Origin of the sequence: Vibrio azureus, from assembly GCF_002849855.1 — a bacterium.
GTDB lineage: Bacteria > Pseudomonadota > Gammaproteobacteria > Enterobacterales > Vibrionaceae > Vibrio > Vibrio azureus.
In genome coordinates, this window is the sequence record NZ_CP018617.1 from 199,064 (window position 1) to 216,190 (window position 17,127).

Below are 17,127 nucleotides of genomic sequence, written 5' to 3' on the forward strand. Positions count from 1 at the left end.
GATGAATGCATTGATAAAACAGAGTCAAGTGGCATATTAAAATTCAAATTGCATTTTGAAATTGCATAATGCAATTAAGTTGAGTGGTAATTAATCGATATACATCAAAATAACACCAAATGGAGGGTGTAAAAGTTGGCACACATCATGCTTTATAATAAGTGACCCTTCTTAAGCCGAGGGTCACCTAGCCAACTGACGTTGTTAGTGAATGTTAATTGTTCACACTTATATACCGCCAATCACCTTATTGTGTTTGGCGTTTTTTTTACGCTTTTACAAATTAACACTTAATCACCGCATTTTTCATAGCAACTTGGTTGTCTTGGACACACCGCACCTCTCGAACAAATCAACCTTGCTTGGCTTTGGATCCCTCGTTCAATCCAATTGATGTTCAGAATTTTTGCAATTGTTGTGAGATCTTTTTTAATGTGTGGCGGTATGTTGGCGCTGCCCGTGGATATGCATAGCGCTTTGAGTTCTTCAGCAATCGCAGCTGCGTCTCCACCTTGAGCGGCGATTGCGGGATTAAGATCGATTCCTGCACACAGAACACGATTATTTCCTGCAGGATCTTGGACGTTAATCGATTCACAGCAATAGATTCTTGGTTCCTTACCCACATTGAGAATCGATATTTGAGCAGAGCTATCTGCCAAAGGTTTTGCTAAGCGACGAAAGACTGCCCAATGCTGGCAAGGGTCATTGACCTTACGCATATTTCCCCAAGGCAGCGGTATACCATTTCCACGATACACCGCTTTTAGTTTTCCTGGCCCGTAGGCATCAAAATAATGCCAGTGTGGGTAAGGGGAAACAACGGTCATGCGGCGCATGGCAACAGAAGGAGAGACGCCCGCTTTTTGATGAACGCTAATTTCATAACCGGAACGGTCAAGCAATTGGCGGAAAGGAACTTTAGGGCATAGCAGTGCTCCAGCGAAAAAACTGGACTCAAAATCGCGCCAAGCTTGGAGGATATCCTGTGAATTTAATTCCGAGTTTGAAATAAGAGCGCCATCTTGCTCCCAATTATTTTGATGGCCGATTGAGAGCAGGCTATTCATTGCATCATGACTGTGAAGAATCCGATGGCCAATATAAACAGCCAAATCATATTTTAACCGAGTCGGATAATCACGCATTCGCTTGTTGAGATAAATCGTTCCCGGTGGCTCCATAAAAGACGTCACGACTTGCTTTGCACTTACACCAAGTTCATCAACAACGTCTTCAGGCGCTCGCTCTATCCATCGTATTGTGAGCCCTAAGCGTTTAGCTGTATCAATTAAGTCTTCAACAGAAAGGTTCAATTGTTTTAGGCCAATTTCTTCAGCCGCTCGCTCGAGATCTGGGAAGTGATTTTGATGATTTTCCTGATGAGCTCGAATAAGTAGATGAGCAAATTGACGACCAGTAATTCCTGCTTGAGAGAGCATTTCAGGAATCGCAATTTGTAAGATATCGTTGGAAAATAAAAAGCTGGGCTCGAGTGCCATTCCTCTAATGCCACCACGATTACCTTTGTTAGGCGTAATCGCGTCTAATTCTGGTTCATCATCTAAAAACCAAGTGGGATCTTTTTGGAAAACTTCGGCGATGACTGCCAACATATCAAAGCTAGGGACCCTTTTACCACGCTCGATCATTGAGAGATAGGATACGGATGGTGCATATTCAGCATTCACACGTACACACCTTGCAGAAAGATCCTCCATGGTTAAATGATTATTCTTTCTTAGGTTACGAATTTTTGTCCCTAAAAAATGAGATTGGCGGATAAGACTTTTTGATATGGGCATTTGTAAAATTCACATTGTAAAATTTTAGTTGTGAAATTGTAGTCAAAAATTGACTAGTCTTCATATTAAGTAAACAAAAAAGAGTCTTTTAGCTTCACAAGTTTGCCTGAAACTCCCAATAAAGCTTGTAAGAAGTCTCTTAACAAAGCGTTAGTATGAGGATAAGACAATGAATATGCTGAACTTCGATAAACAAAAAAATACACAACAAAGCCCGCCATTTATCGCTGAAGCCGTATTTGCTGTCGAAGCGGTCAGTGCAGAGCAGCCCCTAGAAAAGCAGAGAAAAGCTAAGCTCTTGCTTGACCGTATATTTCCTTTAGAACAGGGGACTCATCAAGAAGTTTCAAGTTATGTAGTTGATTATCATCACGTTATGGCGTACTTCAAAGATGGCACACACAGTGGTTTAAAATGCCCAAAGCACTTTGTTGCTTACACTGGTGAAAAGTCAGATCCGAAGTCCGTTTTGTTCAAAGACGAATCTGGGAGTCATGTTGAAGTGATCTTCGGGTGTCATAAAGGAACAGGCTGTGTTGAGCTGATGGATATTGACGATATTCATCTTGAAACATGCACAACATTTGGTGCGACCCTAAGTGATGTTTCGCCTGTCGTTATGCGTCATTGGGTGAGCTTGATTAAATGCAGCAAGCAAGGTAAATCTCAAGCATGCAGTGAAGATAAAGAATATACAGCAAAAAGCGGTGAAGATTACTGCTTAGGCTACTGCTATTGTATTGACTGAATTATTGTTCATTGACTCGTCAGAAACCCAGTTTCAATGATAAACTGGGTTTAAGCCGGCATCACTCGGTTACGGCCGAGCTGCTTCGCTTCATAAAGTTGTGTATCGGCTTTATTGATGAAAGCTTCTGCACTTTCATTTTGGGAAAATTGGGCGACGCCGAAAGAGGCAGTGATATTCTGTACGAGGGTCCCATTACGTTTATCTCTTATGCCCATTTTTTCTATCATTTGTCTCAAATTTTCGGCAAATTGCCGGCTAACCAGCAATGACCGATTGGGAATAATAATAGCAAATTCCTCTCCACCAAAACGGTATACGTTTACTCCATCACGACAATACTGCTTTAGTTTGCGGCCGATGGTTTTTATCACCGTATCACCGAATACGTGACCGTAATCATCATTTAATGATTTGAAATGGTCTATATCTAGTAATATCAATGACATAGTTTGACCTCCATTGGTCAATATTTGCAAGTCATTATCAAATGCACGGCGGTTGTTTAAACCTGATAAAGCATCCAACAAAGCATCTTTTTGTACTTCTGCAAGCTGATTCTTTAAGCGTGATATCTCAGTACTCGCAGTGGTAAGCTGTTGACTTAGGTCTTGAGTTGAATGACGAATGTCTTGTGAATCGATGACCAGTTGGCGTATCAATTCCATGACTTCCTCAAAGCTGAGGCAATTGCTTTCTGCCGCTTCGAGTTTCTTAAAGCTGCGGTTAATTGTTTCGGAGAAAGAGGAAGTGTCAGCAAGTGTGTCGGTCATGGAATGGCCAATTTCACCAAGTAGCACCTCAATATTGGTTTTTAGCTCTTCTAAACTGGTCTCGTTTTTCGTCGCAATATAGTTTTGGTAGAGCTGATTATTCAGTACAGGAGGGCAGATATCGTAGTGTTCAAGGGCTTGCTCTAAAGCACAGTTAAGCTCTGGGATCGCGTTATCCACATAAGTGTACCACAGTGCGTAGTTAGCGGGAGTCGCTGCGACTCGGTTTTTAATCATTAATGGTACCGCTTTTTTGAGGTTTGCGGTTGCCTTCTTAAATTCGTTATTCATTTCTGAAAAGTTACCGACCAATTAGCTTGGCGTTAGAGAGTAACGGATAAAAATGGCTATCGCTCTAATTTTTGTCATTTTTATTTTTATTTTGCAGCATTGACGCGCAAAGTTTGAGCGTAAACATTTTATTATCAAACTATTTCATCATCAAAGCACTTCATTCCTGTATACCCAAGTTAGCTCAGATGCTTAATTTGTGATCGTGCTATTTCAGCTTGGCGTAGAATAGTGTTAAATTCGAAAAAGGAATGAGACCATTGCCAAAGAAAAAAATAGGCTTGTATTGGTTTACCAATGATCTGAGGCTCAGCGATCAACCCTTGTTGTTTAAAGCATCTCAGGAGGTGGATGAGCTAATCTGTTTGTATTGTTTGCCACAAGTGACTCAGTTTCATCAGCACTATAGCCAAGAGAAAGGCTTGAGTGATTCGAGGTTAAGTTTTGTTAAGCAGTCTCTTTTTAGTTTTAAACAGCAATTAGGTAACCTGAAACAGCAGTTATTCGTAACGACGGAATCTCCTTACATTGCGTTCAAACGAGCCTTATCACAGGGAGTCATTACGCACTTATATTCTGATACGTTTGCCGGAACGACCGAGCAGTGCATCATTGAAAACCTAAGACATGATTTTCCGCATCTTTCGATCCATCAACAAGAGACAGGGCATCTTTTTTGTCAGAACCAACTGCCTTTTTCGCTAGAAAACTTGCCGCAATCTTTTACAAAATTTAGAAAAAAGGTTGAGTCACTCGACATACTTCCACCAATTCCCCAACTTAATAGGCTTCCCCCGATGCCTAGCGCTTGGAGTCACGACAATGATTTTGTCTCTATCGAAGAAACAAGTATTCAGCAAAAGATTGAACAGTTTCACGGTGGTGAGCTGTCAGCCATAGCACATTGCGTTCGCTATTTTTCCTCTGGACGAGCAAGTCAATATAAGCATACTCGTAACGCCCTCGATGGCTTTGAAGACTCAACCAAATTTTCCCCTTGGCTCGCTAATGGTTGTATTTCAGCAAGAACGATTTATGCCATGTTAAAAGAATACGAAGCCAACCATGGAGAGAATGAGTCAACTTACTGGATATATTTCGAACTACTTTGGCGTGAATATTTCTATTGGTATGCACGTCGATACGGATCTCGGTTGTTTGTTTTCAGTGGCATCAGCGAGCGTGTGCCATTAACTAGCTTTTATGCTCATCGCTTCCAACAGTGGAAAAAAGGTGAAACTCCCTTCCCGATTGTCAATGCTTGTATGCATCAATTGAATCAAACAGGCTACCTGTCTAACCGCGGTAGACAGCTCGTTGCAAGTTGTTTGATTCATGAACTCGGCTTAGATTGGCGTTATGGTGCGGCTTACTTCGAGTCACAATTGATCGATTACGATGTTGCTTCTAACTGGGGGAATTGGCAGTACTTAGCTGGAGTGGGTGCCGACCCAAGAGGATCAAGGCAGTTTGATCTTATTAAGCAAACTGAGATATACGACCCTAATGGCGATTTCATTAAAAAGTGGCGCGGTCACTGTGAGACCGCAGTACTTGACCATGTTGATATGGTCGATTGGCCAATCAGTCCTCCCAACAATCACTAATATTGCCCCAAGTAAGAGGGGGAAGCTTTGCCACATGAGGAAGGCATTATGCAATTTCAAACGTTACGCTTAATTCTAGGCGACCAACTTAATGCTGCTCATTCATGGTTTCAAGAGCCTGATGACAAAGTCGTTTATTTGATCGCAGAGCTCAAACAAGAAAATCAATATGTTACTCATCACATTCAAAAGGTTTGTGCATTTTTTTCTGCCATGGCGGCATTTGCGAAAGAGCGACAAAGTGAAGGTCACCAAGTTTTACACCTGACCTTAGACGAGACCGCTTGCCACGAAAACTTAGAGCACTTACTGCGTTATTATCTAAAAAAAGTGGGGGCTGAGAAGTTTGAATACCAACGCCCTGACGAATACCGACTATTGGCTCAACTGAGCAATTTCAAATTCGCAGGGGTTGTGTGCCGCTGTGTTGATAGCGAACATTTCTTGTTTCCTTATGAAGAGATCGAGTCTGAATTTCCAAGCGGTAAGCACATTATGATGGAACATTTTTACCGCCGTATGAGGAAAAGGTTTGATATTCTAATGCAAGCGGGGAAACCCCATGGAGGTAAGTGGAACTTCGACGCGAATAACCGCAATAAACTCAAGCCTGATGACATAAAACAACTGCCTAATCCCTTAATGTTCTCTACCGATGTGAAACAAATAAAGCAGCGTTTAGAGAGGCACAATATTGCTACGATTGGTCATTTAGACGGTCAGTTGTTATGGCCTGTTAATCGGCACCAGAGTTTGTCACTGCTCGCTTTCTTTTGCCAAGTATGCCTGACTCATTTTGGCCGTTTTCAAGATGCAATGATAGGTCATCATGAAGCAAAGTGGAGTTTGTACCACAGCAGGCTCTCTTTTGCTCTTAATAGCAAACTCTTGAGTCCGAAAGAAGTCATTGATGCTGCCCTTGAAGCATTTAGAAATCATTCAGAGATTGATATCGCTCAAGTTGAGGGGTTTGTTCGTCAGATTTTAGGTTGGCGGGAGTATATCCGAGGCGTTTATTGGTCGAACATGCCGCATTATGCGCAAATAAATGAGCTCAATGCCAAAAGAAAGCTGCCGGATTACTTTTGGAATGGGGAGACAAAAATGGCTTGTATGCGTAATGCCATTCAACAATCTCTTGATTATGCCTATGCGCATCATATCCAACGATTAATGGTTACGGGTAACTTTTGTCTATTAACTGATATTGAACCGGCGCAGGTGGATGAGTGGTATCTTGGGATTTATATTGATGCCATTGAATGGGTCGAGATGCCTAATACAAGAGGTATGGCCTTGTTCGCTGATGGTGGTCTTGTCGGTACTAAACCTTATGCTGCAAGCGGTTCATACATCAATAAAATGAGTGATTATTGCAAAGGCTGTCATTATGATAACAAGTTGCGCGTTGGTGAGAGCTCCTGTCCTTTCAATAGCTTATATTGGCGCTTTATGGAAAAGCATAACAAACGATTAGCGAAGAACCCTCGTATTGGTATGATCTTTCGCTCATGGGACAATATGGATCCTGAGCAGCGTCAAGCCATTTTAGAGACTGCCGATCATTACATTGATAACCTGGAGAGTTTGTGATGAATATTTTAATTGCTGGGGGCAGTGGTGGGATTGGGTTAGCCATGGTCAAGGAGGTCGTCAGAAGGTATCCTCAAGCGACGGTTTATGCAACCTATCGGACTCAGCAACCTTATGAGTTAAACGATGCTGCTTTGATCAATAGAGTGTGCTGGCATCAAGTTGATATTACCCAACCAGAACACGTGAAAGCCTTTTCTTGTCAATTATCACACCTCGACTGGCTGATAAACTGCGTGGGAATGTTACATACTTCTGACAAAGGCCCAGAAAAGAATGTTGCTTCTTTAGACGCTGAGTTCTTTTTACAAAATATGACCGTGAATACTTTGCCCAGTTTACTGCTGGCAAAACACTTTACTTCAAAGTTAAAGCAAAGCACAGGGCCACGCTTTGCGACAGTTTCAGCTAAAGTTGGCAGTATCAGTGATAATCATTTGGGTGGTTGGTACAGTTACCGTTCTTCGAAAGCTGCGCTCAATATGTTTTTAAAAACGTTGTCGATTGAATGGCAAAGGACCGTCAAACATGGAGCTGTACTGGCTTTACATCCAGGCACAACCGATACTGCACTGTCTAAACCGTTTCAAGCGAATGTACCCGAAGGCAAACTGTTTAACCCAGACTTCGTTGCAAAGAATTTGCTAGACTTAATTGAAAATTCGACAGCACAAGACAATGGCAAGTTTTGGGCTTACGACGGTGAGTGTTTGCCTTGGTAAGACGATAATATACCCAAGTATCCTGAGAACACTTGGGTATGTTTGAGTGGTTAAACGGTCCTTCAGGGCCTACTGATGTTGATTTTTTGCTTTATTGCGTCGACAACGCTCGGAACAGTAAATAACGTCGTCCCACACCTTTGACCACTTTTTCCTCCATGTAAAAGGTCGCTCACAGACGGGGCAAACCTTGGTTGGAAGTCTAGCTTTAAAACCTTTCATGCGTAGAGTATGACTCCTGCTATTTAAAAAGATAGAGGTAGTTTTCGTAGCCTAATGATTTCATGTCATCGACGGGTATAAACTTCATGGCTGCAGAGTTCATGCAGTAACGAAGTCCTGTTGGCTCCGGACCATCATCGAAAACATGCCCAAGGTGAGAATCACCATATTTGCTGCGAACTTCGGTCCGTGTGAACAACAATTTAAAATCCCTTTTTTCTGTAATGAAGAGTGGATTGATTGGACGAGTAAAGCTTGGCCACCCAGTGCAAGAATGAAACTTATCGGTAGATGAAAATAATGGCTCACCAGAAACGATATCGACATAAATACCCGGTTTGTCATTATCCCAATAAAGGTTGTTGAAAGCTGGTTCAGTCGCTTCTTTTTGTGTGACGTTATATTGTAATTGAGTTAAGTTCTTTTCTATTTCCTCTTGAGAGGGCTTTTTATACTTTTCAACAGCTTCTCTAGACAGTTGTTGTTTAAACTGAATTAACTGCTCTAAGGTTTTTGGCTGGGTAAGACGTTGTTCACCTAATATGTCATCTAGGTAGTCATCGCGGCCAGAAGCGTATCGGTAGTATTTGTATTTAAGTGGGCTTTTTTTATAGTAGTCTTGGTGATAATTCTCAGCAGGGTAGAATTTTTCGAAAGGGATTAATTCGACTTTTAAAGGCTTGGGGTAAATTTGGGCCTTGTCGATGCTTTGGATAAAATCTTCAGCAATCTCTCTTTGTTTGCTGGTATGAAAAAAAATAGCTGGACGATATTGAGATCCTCTATCGACGAAAGAGCCTTTGTCATCCGTTGGATCGATATGACGTAGGAAGTAATCCAGTAAATGCTTATAACTTAAATCATTGGCATTATAAGTTACTTGCACAACCTCAAGGTGGCCAGATTGACCAGATGAAACCTCGCGGTAGGTCGGATTTTTTAGATGCCCTCCAGAGTAACCTGAAACAACATCAATCACACCAGGTAAGCGCTCTAGATCGGACTCTACACACCAAAAGCAACCACCTGCTAATGTGGCCGTTTCAATACTCTGCTGAGAAGTTTTGCTTAGACTATCTTTAGCATTCGTTGAGGGGACATTCAATAAAAACAAGCAAAGGCTCAATACAGAGAAGAATTCAGAAAATAAGGACTTTTTATTCATTGTAGCTCCTAGTCGATAAGGCCAATACCCAAGTGACACGCTCACAAAAGGCGATATCCCCAACTTTCAGACTTTGTTAACGGTTGTCAACATACAAAGACGGCATCTAAGCATCGATTTCGTGTCTTAGAGGTGGGGACGATTCTCTGAATACAGCATCATAAATTAATTGGGTATTTATTAATTGATTTAATAATACAACTATTACGTGGATCGTCGAGAGTTGGATTAAAATAAAAACAAAATATTTTTTTATATGATATTACAAGTATAAATACAATTATCTTCATATATTGAATGGGTTAAATTAATTTATTTATAAATGTAGTAAATGTAGCTAAGCCAACTCAAGTTACAGTGCTCAGTGAGAAAACCTTAGCTCTCGGGACGGCAATTTTTCTAGATCATTTATATCAAGCATTTGAGAACACTTGGGTATATGCTATCGAGAATCTATATGAAATGGAGCTAGTTATGCAATCAGAAGTAAAATGGGTCGATTCGCTTAAATTTGTTGGTCAATCACACTCAGGTCACTCAATTGTAATGGATGGAAACGGTGGTGAGACTGCGCCAAGCCCGATGGAAATGGTGTTAATGGCGGCTGGTGGATGCAGTTCGGTTGATGTGGTTGAGGGGTTGAAGAAAGCGCAGCAGAAGGTTAGAGCAGTCAACGCGAAGTTAACGACTGAACGTCGTGAGGTTGCACCGCGTCTTTTTACTCATATTAATATTCACTTTGAAATTTCTGGCGAAGATTTAGATCCAAACGTTATCGCTGCTGTAACAGCAGACTCGTTAGAAAAATATTGCTCCGTTTGTTTGATGCTTGGGCAAGGTGTCGAAATGAGTCATAGCTGGGATATTATGCCCAAGTAACCTTAGATGCTGTGCTCAGTAAGGTGTCCTTAACTTCTTAGGTGCCGCAACGATTCCAAGATATAGTGGTTCTACATTGAGAATCGTTCACAATGTCTGAGAGCTAGGGACGCTCGTCCTTTGGTAGCGTGCCGCTGGGCCGACTCCTTACGTCAGACAACTATTCTTCTTACAAAAATAAGAAAGAGCCTGCTATTGCGCTTCATTGTTTCCTTGAATTCAACCCATCGACTTCGCTATGAATCAAGAATATTGAATTCATTTGGGTAGACTCTTAATCTCTGAAATCGGGATTAAATGATGACTATTTAAACAATAAATAGTAAATACCAAAAAAACCTTTCACTACAGTCCTGATTAATATTAATGGCACCCATCTTAGTGAAGGCAATCACACTCATGCTAATAATACTTTTCACTTTCCTACTTATTTTTAATAATTCGATGAATTTTACATTTTATTAACTTTTGGGGTGGGTAGGATATGAAATATGTTTTAATTATAACATTGGCAATCATTGGTATTGCAGCTTTGTCAGAAACAAAACTTGAACAATCGGATGATTACGCAAAGGGTGAATGCTATCAAAATCCGAAAGATATGATGTGTTATAACAATAACTACCCTTATATCAATATGGAAGAAAATGGTCCATCTTAGTTAGATTTTAATAACTCACCACATATAAATTTCGATATAAAGAACGCCGTGTTCTATTTTATTAGCAGATAACTACTCCCCCTAGTTAATCCAATCCTCTATTTTAAAATACATAAGGCAGATTATTATGAAATTAAGAAAACTCGCTTTGTTAACCTTTCTGTTAAGTCCATCTTATTGCTTTGCAAATGAAAAAGATTTTACAGTCATGGTTTGGGAGGAATGTATATCCAATGAATTTATTGAATTTATTGCTTTAGATGAAGTTCTTGGAGAAAGCCCTACGAAAGATAAAATGCGAGAGTACTTTAATTCTCTAGAGTATATTCCGACTGTGAGTGAAATCTATAACGCTCTTATTGAAGGCACCAACCACCGAGCGAGTATGGCAGCTGCTTCTATGGGGGCTTCATGCGGTTCTGAGCTAGAGAGCAGTGCGACACACGCGGAGTCGGGCTCTAGCGCCAAATCTTCCTCTCAAGAGAGTTTTTATGCGGTAAACTGTGAAAATCATTTTGTGGGAGATCAATTTCAGTATAGCGGTCATCGTTATTTGGTGGTGGATGACGTGACGATTAGAGACTCAAACAATCTAAGCTTACTGGAACAAGAAACACTGCGCTTTTGTACCTCTCAAGTTACGAATATGCGCACTTTGTTTAAGGGTATGAAAACATTTAATGCTGATATTCGAGATTGGGATGTGTCTAATGTTGTAGACATGGATCGAATGTTTTCATACGCAAAAAACTTTCAGCAAGATATTAGCCATTGGGACACCTCAAGTGTCAGAAATATGAAAGGGATGTTTTTCGGAGCAGCCAAATTTCGACAAGATTTGACATTATGGGAGGTCAATAAAGTATGTCAATACGATGGTTTTGCTTCTTACAGTGGTATGACGAGCTTAGGTTACCCTAATTTTAATTACAGTTGTGATAGTCAATAAATCGATGCGTATAATTATCGGATAACTAGTAAACCCTGCTAGAATTTTAAATATTTTTAAGCCAATCCTTATAGGTGAGGCTTGTATTTTTTGTTGTGTATTTACACTGAAACAATACTTGTTGTTACAGTGAAATAGGTAAGAAAGTAAATTAATTTCTAGGGATGTAGATTGAAATGGTCGGACTGACTGGATTTGAACCAGCGACCCCCGACACCCCATGACGGTGCGCTACCAAGCTGCGCTACAGTCCGACTCTGTGGAGCACATTTTTACGCACATAGGTAGTTGTTGTCAATAGAGAAATGTGTGCTTTTTCACAAGAATCGCCTAAATCATTTTGTTGGGGTTACTTATGAAGATGTCAAAAAATACCAGACTGGCTAATTCGAGCTTTATTTATACCCAAGTGACTTTATTGCTTAATTTTTGATGAGAATTGATATGATAACTAATGTTAAATAATATTTTAGATGTTTTAAATATATTAATGGCTTTGAGTGTGGTTTTTAATTGATAACATAGATTTGTCGATTGTATTAGTATCTTAAATGTTATAGATTAATTGGGTTGAATGTATTTAAATCTTACTGATGGAGTATTTGTGTACGAACATAATATAGATGTACGTTTTTTAGATATTAATTCAGGGAATCATGTTTCTAGTCATACTATTCTTGATTACATCGTCGATACGATAAGTGCTTTTTGGGTCAATAAAGGTTTTTTATTGAGTGATATTGACGGGAAGTCTTATATAATTTCAAATACAAACATTGACTTTAAACAAGAAATAAAATACCCAAATCGATTATCTTCATGCATCTGGATCGAGTCAATCAATCGTAAATCGATGATATTTAAAATAGAGTTGAAAGATTCAAACGAACGTGTTTTGGTCAAAGCTCAGGTTAAAGGAGCTTTATTAGACTGTGATGGAAAATTATCACTGATTGATGACTGTTTAAAAGAGAGGATCTTATGAAGAAAACAATCATGATTACAGGTTGCTCTAGAGGTATTGGTTTCGAATTATGCTCATATTTTCTAAGCAAGGAGTTTCGTGTTGTTGGGACGGCTAGAAAAAAAGAAGATTTAGAAAAGTTAAAAAGCATGGGTGCCGATGCTCTTCAATATGAAGCCAATAATGAAGAAAGCATAGAGAACTTAATTTCTCAAGTAAAAGCAAAGTATGATTGTATTGATTTTTTGATTAATAATGTTGGTGTGGCCAAAGTTAATTTAATCGAAGAAGTAACCTTTGAAGATTTTGATGAAGTAATGAATGTGAACTTTAAGTCGACGTTCTTTATCACGTCTAAGCTGGCCCATTTGATAAAAAAGTCTAAAAATGGACGTATTATCAATATTTCTAGTATATTGTCATCAATGCCTCAAAAAGGCTTTTCTTGTTATTCGGCTTCAAAAAGTGCGATGGAGTCCTATACTAAATCAGCAGCATTAGAATTTGCCTCTCATAACGTGACTGTAAATACAATTGCTCCGGGCTTTGTTGAAACCGAGATGTTACAAGTCATAGACTCTAAAAAATTATCCAGGATGAAGAAATCCATTCCACTTAAACGTTTTTGTTCCCCCCATGAAATCTCTCACTTAGTTGAATTCCTGATCTCAGAACAAGCAGGTTACATTACGGGCTCAGTTATTTCCATAAATGGAGGGCTGAGCCTCTAAAAGTAGACTTTAATAAGTAGGATTAGTGCTTTTGGTAATAATTTGAGGTGTATTTGAAAGGATAGACTTTCTGAATGTACTCAAAGCTGAATCTATTATAGTTCGATTGTTTACTATCTGAGCACTAAAATTGTAATTATCTGCATTACCTGCCAGTACTAGTGACTCTCTAAATTGACCCTGCTTTATGGCTAAGCCTAAACCATGACCAATATTATATGAGTGTCTCAAATCCATTAGGTCTTGCTCTTCTCCTTTAAGGTGTGGTACCGCATCCCATAGAGTAAATACAAAATTTTTCTTGTTTTTAATGGCTTCAAATGCATTTCTATATATTGGGCAAACATTTATTAACTTATCTTTAACAAATGTTTTTTGCCAATCATTATTGGATGAAAAGTGTACTTTTAAAGTTTCAGTTTCAATCATATAAGTTAAGTAAGTACACTTAAGATCATTATTTAACTGTGAGAATAATTGGTCTATATTTTCATCTTCGCCAAGATTTTTTGTGATTAACTTTATATCATTAGATAGTATGCTCATATGTTTTTCCTTATCCATATTATATCGTATACCATCGATATCTTACTTAAATCTATTTTCCTAATAGTATCATTTTCCAGGATTATAATGAAACCCATAAACATATAACATTTTACTATATGAATCTCTTTATTAGTTAGTGATAATATTCTAATTTTCAGACTTTCTTTATTTGAAGAAGATGGTATACCACCTAAAAAGTCCCCAACCTCGATAAACCCCTCGAATGACTTATTGGCTGATATAATAATACTTAGTGGATTTAGATCTTGGAAATATTGAGCCTCCTGTAGACATGAAAAATTCAATCCTATGTGATCCTTCTTCAAAGGAGGAGGTCCTTCACCTTCTAATAGCCATGAATAACTGACTGATATGTCATTGTTTTTATAGAATTTAGTTAGCTTCTGTAGGTACTCAATACTGATGTTTGATTGCCCATTTTCAAAAGTAGATAAGGATGATTGCTTAATTTTACCTTTGGACATCATCTCAATTCTTCGTCTACTAAGCCCTGAGTATTTTCTCAACTCTTTTAATCTTTCTGCAATTCCGTTCATGGTGAGATATAAGCATGGTTAGAATATTTATATAGTATCAACATTCATTACTTGACGTCTAGAGAAAACTCCGATAGAGTTTTTTATTGTTTTTGACTCCATTGGAGTTAATTTTATGAGTGTGCCAATATAGTAATATAAATACTAATTAATTGCTTTTTCGTATATATTTTTTAATGTTATGGCTATGAATAATTTAAATTTGATAATTTCATACTCTTTCTTTTCAATTGTTTGTGTTTTTAGTATTGGATTTATCAACTCAGAAGTACAATTCTTTGACCTGTTCTTTTATTTTTCTTTACTTTCATTTAGTAATTGCTTTTCTACTATTGCTGCATTTTTTATTTTTTTATTTATTGCTTTTTTCTTGTTTTATTTTAGGCATGATAAGACATTTATTTTAAGTAAGTCAGCGCGTTGGGCTTTGCTATGTGTTTTTTTGTTAGGATCATTGAGAAAACCGATACAATCATTTTTATTGATGTAAATTGAAAGTTGGCTCTAGTTCACGTATACCCAAGTGACTTCAAGATGCTTGATTCAGAGCGAGGTCACTGAATCGAATTCAAGGAAGACAACGAAGCGGAATAGCAGGCTCTTTCTTATTTTGTAAGAAAAACGGTTGTCTGACGCAAGAAGTCGGCTCAGTGACACGCTCCCAAAGGGCGAGTGACCTTAACTCTCAGACTTTGTTAACGATTCTCAATGTAGAACGACTATATCTTCGAATCGTTGCCGCGCCTGAGAGCTAAGGTCATCTCGCTGAATGCAGCATCTTGAGGTTACTTGGGTATAATAGGCTAATAAAAACTAAGGGTGTCTCGCTGAAAACGGCATCTTGAGGTGATTTGGGTATAGTGGAGTCTAGGGTTTGGCGACTGCAAGGCTGAAAAAAGCCGTAAGCACGGCTTTCTTATAACAGATTTCGCTACCACATCAGGTCATCTGGAACGACAAAGTCTGCGTATGGGTCATCTTCTTCAGGGATGTCAGTTTCAGGCTCTTTTTGTTCGATAATCACAGACTCATCTCGTTGAGCGATTTTATTCGCAACGGGTCGAGGGATCACAACATAGCTTTCTTCAACGAGAGCGATAGCTAAAATTCCTCTAATTAATTGTTCGCGAATTAGACTATCAACATATAAAGATTTAACCAATGTCCCATGAGTGAAGTTATACTTGATATCACCATCGTTTAAATCAATCTTATTATTTTCAATCAATTGATTAATTTGAGCTTGGATTTCTTTGTTTAAGCGCTCAATATTTTGTTGCTCGCTCAATTGTTTATCGCGTTCTAATTGCTGACGCTTGTTTTCTTCGACGGCCGCTTTGACTTCTCTGGCTTGAACACGTGATTTCTTAGAGCCTTTCTTTGCTTTCTTGAGTTTTTTTTCGTTAACCAAGCCTGCTTTGAGCATTTGTTCTTGGAGGGTTAGTTTTGCCATGATGTATCCAATTCGTACGCAGTTTTATGCATTCTAACCACTGTTCGCCCGCAAGAAAAGAGGCAGAGATTGAAATCCGTTCAACAGGTGATGTTTAAGTTAAGTATTCGAAACCGTGATGAGCAAGGGATTCTGCCATTATCTCACTGACGCTTCGGCTGATATCATGACGGAGTAACTCAGACTTCACCTTATTTTGCAGGAGTAGTGTAGTAATATGTTCGATTTCATACTCAAATCCGCCACCTTGAGCAGGAGTAGATAGGTTAATGTGTTCTTCCTTAAATCGAATATCAATATTGCGCGGGTTCCACCATTTATCATGGATAATGATTTCAAGATCTGGGCCTTTGAGGATTGCTTCACGCTTAAGATCACGGGTTATTGATGCGTTAATCTGGCCTTTCATTATGCCATCAAACTCAAAGCGTACGTTTTCGTCAACCTGACTTTGAGGATTATCCTTGGTGTAGAACGCGGTAGGGAAGGGGATTGGTTGTTGCATCCACTGACACAGGTCAGCAAACAACCACAGGCCATAAACACCTACATCTAAAGTTGCTCCACCGCTTAAGTTTGGATCAAAAAGGTGCCAGTTTTGGTCGTACGCGTGCCAATTACCAAAAGAAGCTTCAATGGAGTTGATGATCATTTCTTTTTGTTTGATATGTTGCTTCATGGCTTGATAAGCAGGGAAGGTGACCGTTTTCATAGCTTCGGCAAGGAGTAAGCCTTTTTGTCGAGCGAGCTGTGACATTTCATCCCAATCTTTTACGTTAGTAAACGCGGGCTTTTCAACCAGAACATGTTTACCGTGGTTCAAAAATAATGACACTAAAGGTTTATGAAATGGATGAATGGTCGCGATGTACACCACATCGATGTTGGTATCTTTGGCCATCGCCTCGTAAGATGAGAAGTAGCGCTGGCAATGATAATGTTGAGAAAACTGACTGGCTCGATCTTCGTCTCTAGCTGCTACAGCGTAGAGTTCTGCATTTGGGATATATTGCGTTAAATCTTTTGCAAATCTGTGTGCAATATTACCCAGCCCAGCAATGCCCCAACGGATGATCGATTTTGTCATGGTTATTCCTATTAATTGGGTATAGATATACCCAAGTAACCTCAAGATACTGTGTTCAGCGAGATGACCTTAACTCTCAGGCGCGGCAACGATTCGAAGATATAGTCGTTCTACCTTGAGAATCGTTAACAAAGTCTGAGAGTTAAGGTCGCTCGCCCTTTGGGAGCGTGTCACTGAGCCGACTTCTTGCGTCAGACAACCGTTCTTCTTACAAAAATAAGAAAGAGCCTGCTATTCCCCTTCGTTGTCTTCCTTGAATTCGACTCAGTGACCTCGCTCTGAATCAAGCATCTTGAAGTCACTTGGGTATATAAAGTAAATTTCAACTGATTATACCTAAATAGCTTGTGGTATCTAAATGATTTAAATAA

General features: G+C 39.2%; 17 protein-coding genes and 1 tRNA gene. 9 read left to right on the plus strand and 9 right to left on the minus strand.

Going from position 1 to position 17,127, the window contains the following annotated elements; translation table 11 throughout:
* Positions 1-290: 290 nt before the first annotated feature.
* Entirely contained in the window at positions 291-1,805 is a 1,515-nt protein-coding gene (locus BS333_RS14660) for a DUF3612 domain-containing protein (protein ID WP_021711480.1), read from the minus strand.
* 169 nt (positions 1,806-1,974) lie between these two features.
* On the opposite strand from BS333_RS14660, the gene BS333_RS14665 reads away from it, so the two are divergent.
* A complete protein-coding gene (locus tag BS333_RS14665) occupies positions 1,975-2,553 on the plus strand; it encodes an aldolase/citrate lyase/malate synthase family protein (RefSeq protein WP_021711481.1) in 579 nt (192 codons plus the stop codon).
* Between the two features lie 50 nt (positions 2,554-2,603).
* On the opposite strand, the gene BS333_RS14670 is transcribed toward BS333_RS14665, so the two are convergent.
* Positions 2,604-3,617, minus strand: a complete 1,014-nt coding sequence (locus BS333_RS14670; protein WP_021711482.1) for a GGDEF domain-containing protein — start codon at positions 3,615-3,617, stop codon at positions 2,604-2,606.
* Positions 3,618-3,877: 260 nt separating this feature from the next.
* On the opposite strand from BS333_RS14670, the gene BS333_RS14675 reads away from it, so the two are divergent.
* The 3 genes from BS333_RS14675 to BS333_RS14685 are packed head-to-tail and all read left to right on the plus strand — an operon-like array spanning position 3,878 to position 7,539.
* Entirely contained in the window at positions 3,878-5,224 is a 1,347-nt protein-coding gene (locus tag BS333_RS14675) for a DASH family cryptochrome (RefSeq protein ID WP_227739129.1), read from the plus strand.
* Positions 5,225-5,272: 48 nt separating this feature from the next.
* Positions 5,273-6,817 (plus strand): cryptochrome/photolyase family protein, encoded by a 1,545-nt coding sequence (locus BS333_RS14680; protein WP_033004432.1) that lies wholly within the window; start codon positions 5,273-5,275, stop codon positions 6,815-6,817.
* The gene (locus tag BS333_RS14685; RefSeq protein WP_021711485.1) at positions 6,817-7,539 is read left to right on the plus strand and encodes an SDR family oxidoreductase; all 723 of its coding nucleotides are present in this window, start codon (positions 6,817-6,819) and stop codon (positions 7,537-7,539) included. The genes BS333_RS14680 and BS333_RS14685 overlap by 1 nt, the downstream gene beginning before the upstream one ends.
* Before the next feature lie 69 nt (positions 7,540-7,608).
* Here BS333_RS14685 and BS333_RS14690 read toward each other — a convergent pair whose 3' ends face one another.
* Together BS333_RS14690 and msrB are read right to left on the minus strand one after the other, a co-directional pair.
* Positions 7,609-7,761 carry a DUF2256 domain-containing protein gene (locus tag BS333_RS14690; RefSeq protein WP_081638521.1) on the minus strand — a complete coding sequence of 51 codons (153 nt, stop codon included), beginning with the start codon at positions 7,759-7,761 and terminating at the stop codon, positions 7,609-7,611.
* Between the two features lie 19 nt (positions 7,762-7,780).
* The gene (msrB, locus tag BS333_RS14695) at positions 7,781-8,926 is read right to left on the minus strand and encodes a peptide-methionine (R)-S-oxide reductase MsrB (RefSeq protein ID WP_021711486.1); all 1,146 of its coding nucleotides are present in this window, start codon (positions 8,924-8,926) and stop codon (positions 7,781-7,783) included.
* 474 nt (positions 8,927-9,400) lie between these two features.
* On the opposite strand from msrB, the gene BS333_RS14700 reads away from it, so the two are divergent.
* The 3 genes from BS333_RS14700 to BS333_RS14705 all read left to right on the plus strand — a co-directional run bounded on the left by BS333_RS14700 (position 9,401) and on the right by BS333_RS14705 (position 11,415).
* Positions 9,401-9,805, plus strand: coding sequence for an OsmC family protein (locus BS333_RS14700; RefSeq protein ID WP_021711487.1), 405 nt, complete (start codon positions 9,401-9,403; stop codon positions 9,803-9,805).
* A gap of 484 nt (positions 9,806-10,289) precedes the next feature.
* A complete protein-coding gene (locus BS333_RS22080) occupies positions 10,290-10,466 on the plus strand; it encodes a hypothetical protein (RefSeq protein ID WP_021711488.1) in 177 nt (58 codons plus the stop codon).
* Between the two features lie 127 nt (positions 10,467-10,593).
* Positions 10,594-11,415, plus strand: a complete 822-nt coding sequence (locus BS333_RS14705; protein ID WP_021711489.1) for a BspA family leucine-rich repeat surface protein — start codon at positions 10,594-10,596, stop codon at positions 11,413-11,415.
* A gap of 177 nt (positions 11,416-11,592) precedes the next feature.
* Here BS333_RS14705 and BS333_RS14710 read toward each other — a convergent pair.
* Positions 11,593-11,669 (minus strand) — tRNA-Pro (locus BS333_RS14710).
* 350 nt (positions 11,670-12,019) lie between these two features.
* Between BS333_RS14710 and BS333_RS14715 the strand changes: the two genes are divergently transcribed.
* Entirely contained in the window at positions 12,020-12,400 is a 381-nt protein-coding gene (locus BS333_RS14715) for an acyl-CoA thioesterase (protein WP_021711490.1), read from the plus strand.
* Positions 12,397-13,110 carry an SDR family NAD(P)-dependent oxidoreductase gene (locus BS333_RS14720; RefSeq protein ID WP_021711491.1) on the plus strand — a complete coding sequence of 238 codons (714 nt, stop codon included), beginning with the start codon at positions 12,397-12,399 and terminating at the stop codon, positions 13,108-13,110. Before BS333_RS14715 ends, BS333_RS14720 begins: the two co-directional genes overlap by 4 nt.
* A 9-nt stretch (positions 13,111-13,119) precedes the next feature.
* Here BS333_RS14720 and BS333_RS14725 read toward each other — a convergent pair whose 3' ends face one another.
* From BS333_RS14725 to BS333_RS14740, 4 genes are all read right to left on the minus strand, one after another.
* On the minus strand, positions 13,120-13,656 hold the full coding sequence (locus BS333_RS14725) for an autoinducer binding domain-containing protein (protein WP_021711492.1): 537 nt from the start codon (positions 13,654-13,656) through the stop codon (positions 13,120-13,122).
* The gene (locus BS333_RS14730) at positions 13,653-14,216 is read right to left on the minus strand and encodes a helix-turn-helix domain-containing protein (protein ID WP_081691980.1); all 564 of its coding nucleotides are present in this window, start codon (positions 14,214-14,216) and stop codon (positions 13,653-13,655) included. The genes BS333_RS14725 and BS333_RS14730 overlap by 4 nt, the downstream gene beginning before the upstream one ends.
* Positions 14,217-15,147: 931 nt before the next feature.
* Positions 15,148-15,669: a DUF2058 domain-containing protein gene (locus BS333_RS14735; RefSeq protein WP_021711931.1), complete on the minus strand. Its 522-nt coding sequence runs from the start codon at positions 15,667-15,669 to the stop codon at positions 15,148-15,150.
* 94 nt (positions 15,670-15,763) lie between these two features.
* On the minus strand, positions 15,764-16,756 hold the full coding sequence (locus tag BS333_RS14740) for a Gfo/Idh/MocA family protein (RefSeq protein ID WP_021711930.1): 993 nt from the start codon (positions 16,754-16,756) through the stop codon (positions 15,764-15,766).
* Positions 16,757-17,127: the final 371 nt, after the last annotated feature.

Excerpts from the sequence above, each read along its gene's own strand:
- BS333_RS14660 (WP_021711480.1), bottom strand. The coding sequence starts at position 1,805 with ATGCCCATATCAAAAAGTCTTATCCGCCAATCTCATTTTTTAGGGACA.
- BS333_RS14705 (WP_021711489.1), top strand. The coding sequence starts at position 10,594 with ATGAAATTAAGAAAACTCGCTTTGTTAACCTTTCTGTTAAGTCCATCT.
- BS333_RS14740 (WP_021711930.1), bottom strand. The coding sequence starts at position 16,756 with ATGACAAAATCGATCATCCGTTGGGGCATTGCTGGGCTGGGTAATATT.
- BS333_RS14720 (WP_021711491.1), top strand. The coding sequence starts at position 12,397 with ATGAAGAAAACAATCATGATTACAGGTTGCTCTAGAGGTATTGGTTTC.
- BS333_RS22080 (WP_021711488.1), top strand. The coding sequence starts at position 10,290 with ATGAAATATGTTTTAATTATAACATTGGCAATCATTGGTATTGCAGCT.
- BS333_RS14700 (WP_021711487.1), top strand. The coding sequence starts at position 9,401 with ATGCAATCAGAAGTAAAATGGGTCGATTCGCTTAAATTTGTTGGTCAA.
- msrB (WP_021711486.1), bottom strand. The coding sequence starts at position 8,926 with ATGAATAAAAAGTCCTTATTTTCTGAATTCTTCTCTGTATTGAGCCTT.
- BS333_RS14665 (WP_021711481.1), top strand. The coding sequence starts at position 1,975 with ATGAATATGCTGAACTTCGATAAACAAAAAAATACACAACAAAGCCCG.
- BS333_RS14685 (WP_021711485.1), top strand. The coding sequence starts at position 6,817 with ATGAATATTTTAATTGCTGGGGGCAGTGGTGGGATTGGGTTAGCCATG.
- BS333_RS14690 (WP_081638521.1), bottom strand. The coding sequence starts at position 7,761 with ATGAAAGGTTTTAAAGCTAGACTTCCAACCAAGGTTTGCCCCGTCTGT.
- BS333_RS14735 (WP_021711931.1), bottom strand. The coding sequence starts at position 15,669 with ATGGCAAAACTAACCCTCCAAGAACAAATGCTCAAAGCAGGCTTGGTT.
- BS333_RS14730 (WP_081691980.1), bottom strand. The coding sequence starts at position 14,216 with ATGAACGGAATTGCAGAAAGATTAAAAGAGTTGAGAAAATACTCAGGG.
- BS333_RS14680 (WP_033004432.1), top strand. The coding sequence starts at position 5,273 with ATGCAATTTCAAACGTTACGCTTAATTCTAGGCGACCAACTTAATGCT.
- BS333_RS14670 (WP_021711482.1), bottom strand. The coding sequence starts at position 3,617 with ATGAATAACGAATTTAAGAAGGCAACCGCAAACCTCAAAAAAGCGGTA.
- BS333_RS14725 (WP_021711492.1), bottom strand. The coding sequence starts at position 13,656 with ATGAGCATACTATCTAATGATATAAAGTTAATCACAAAAAATCTTGGC.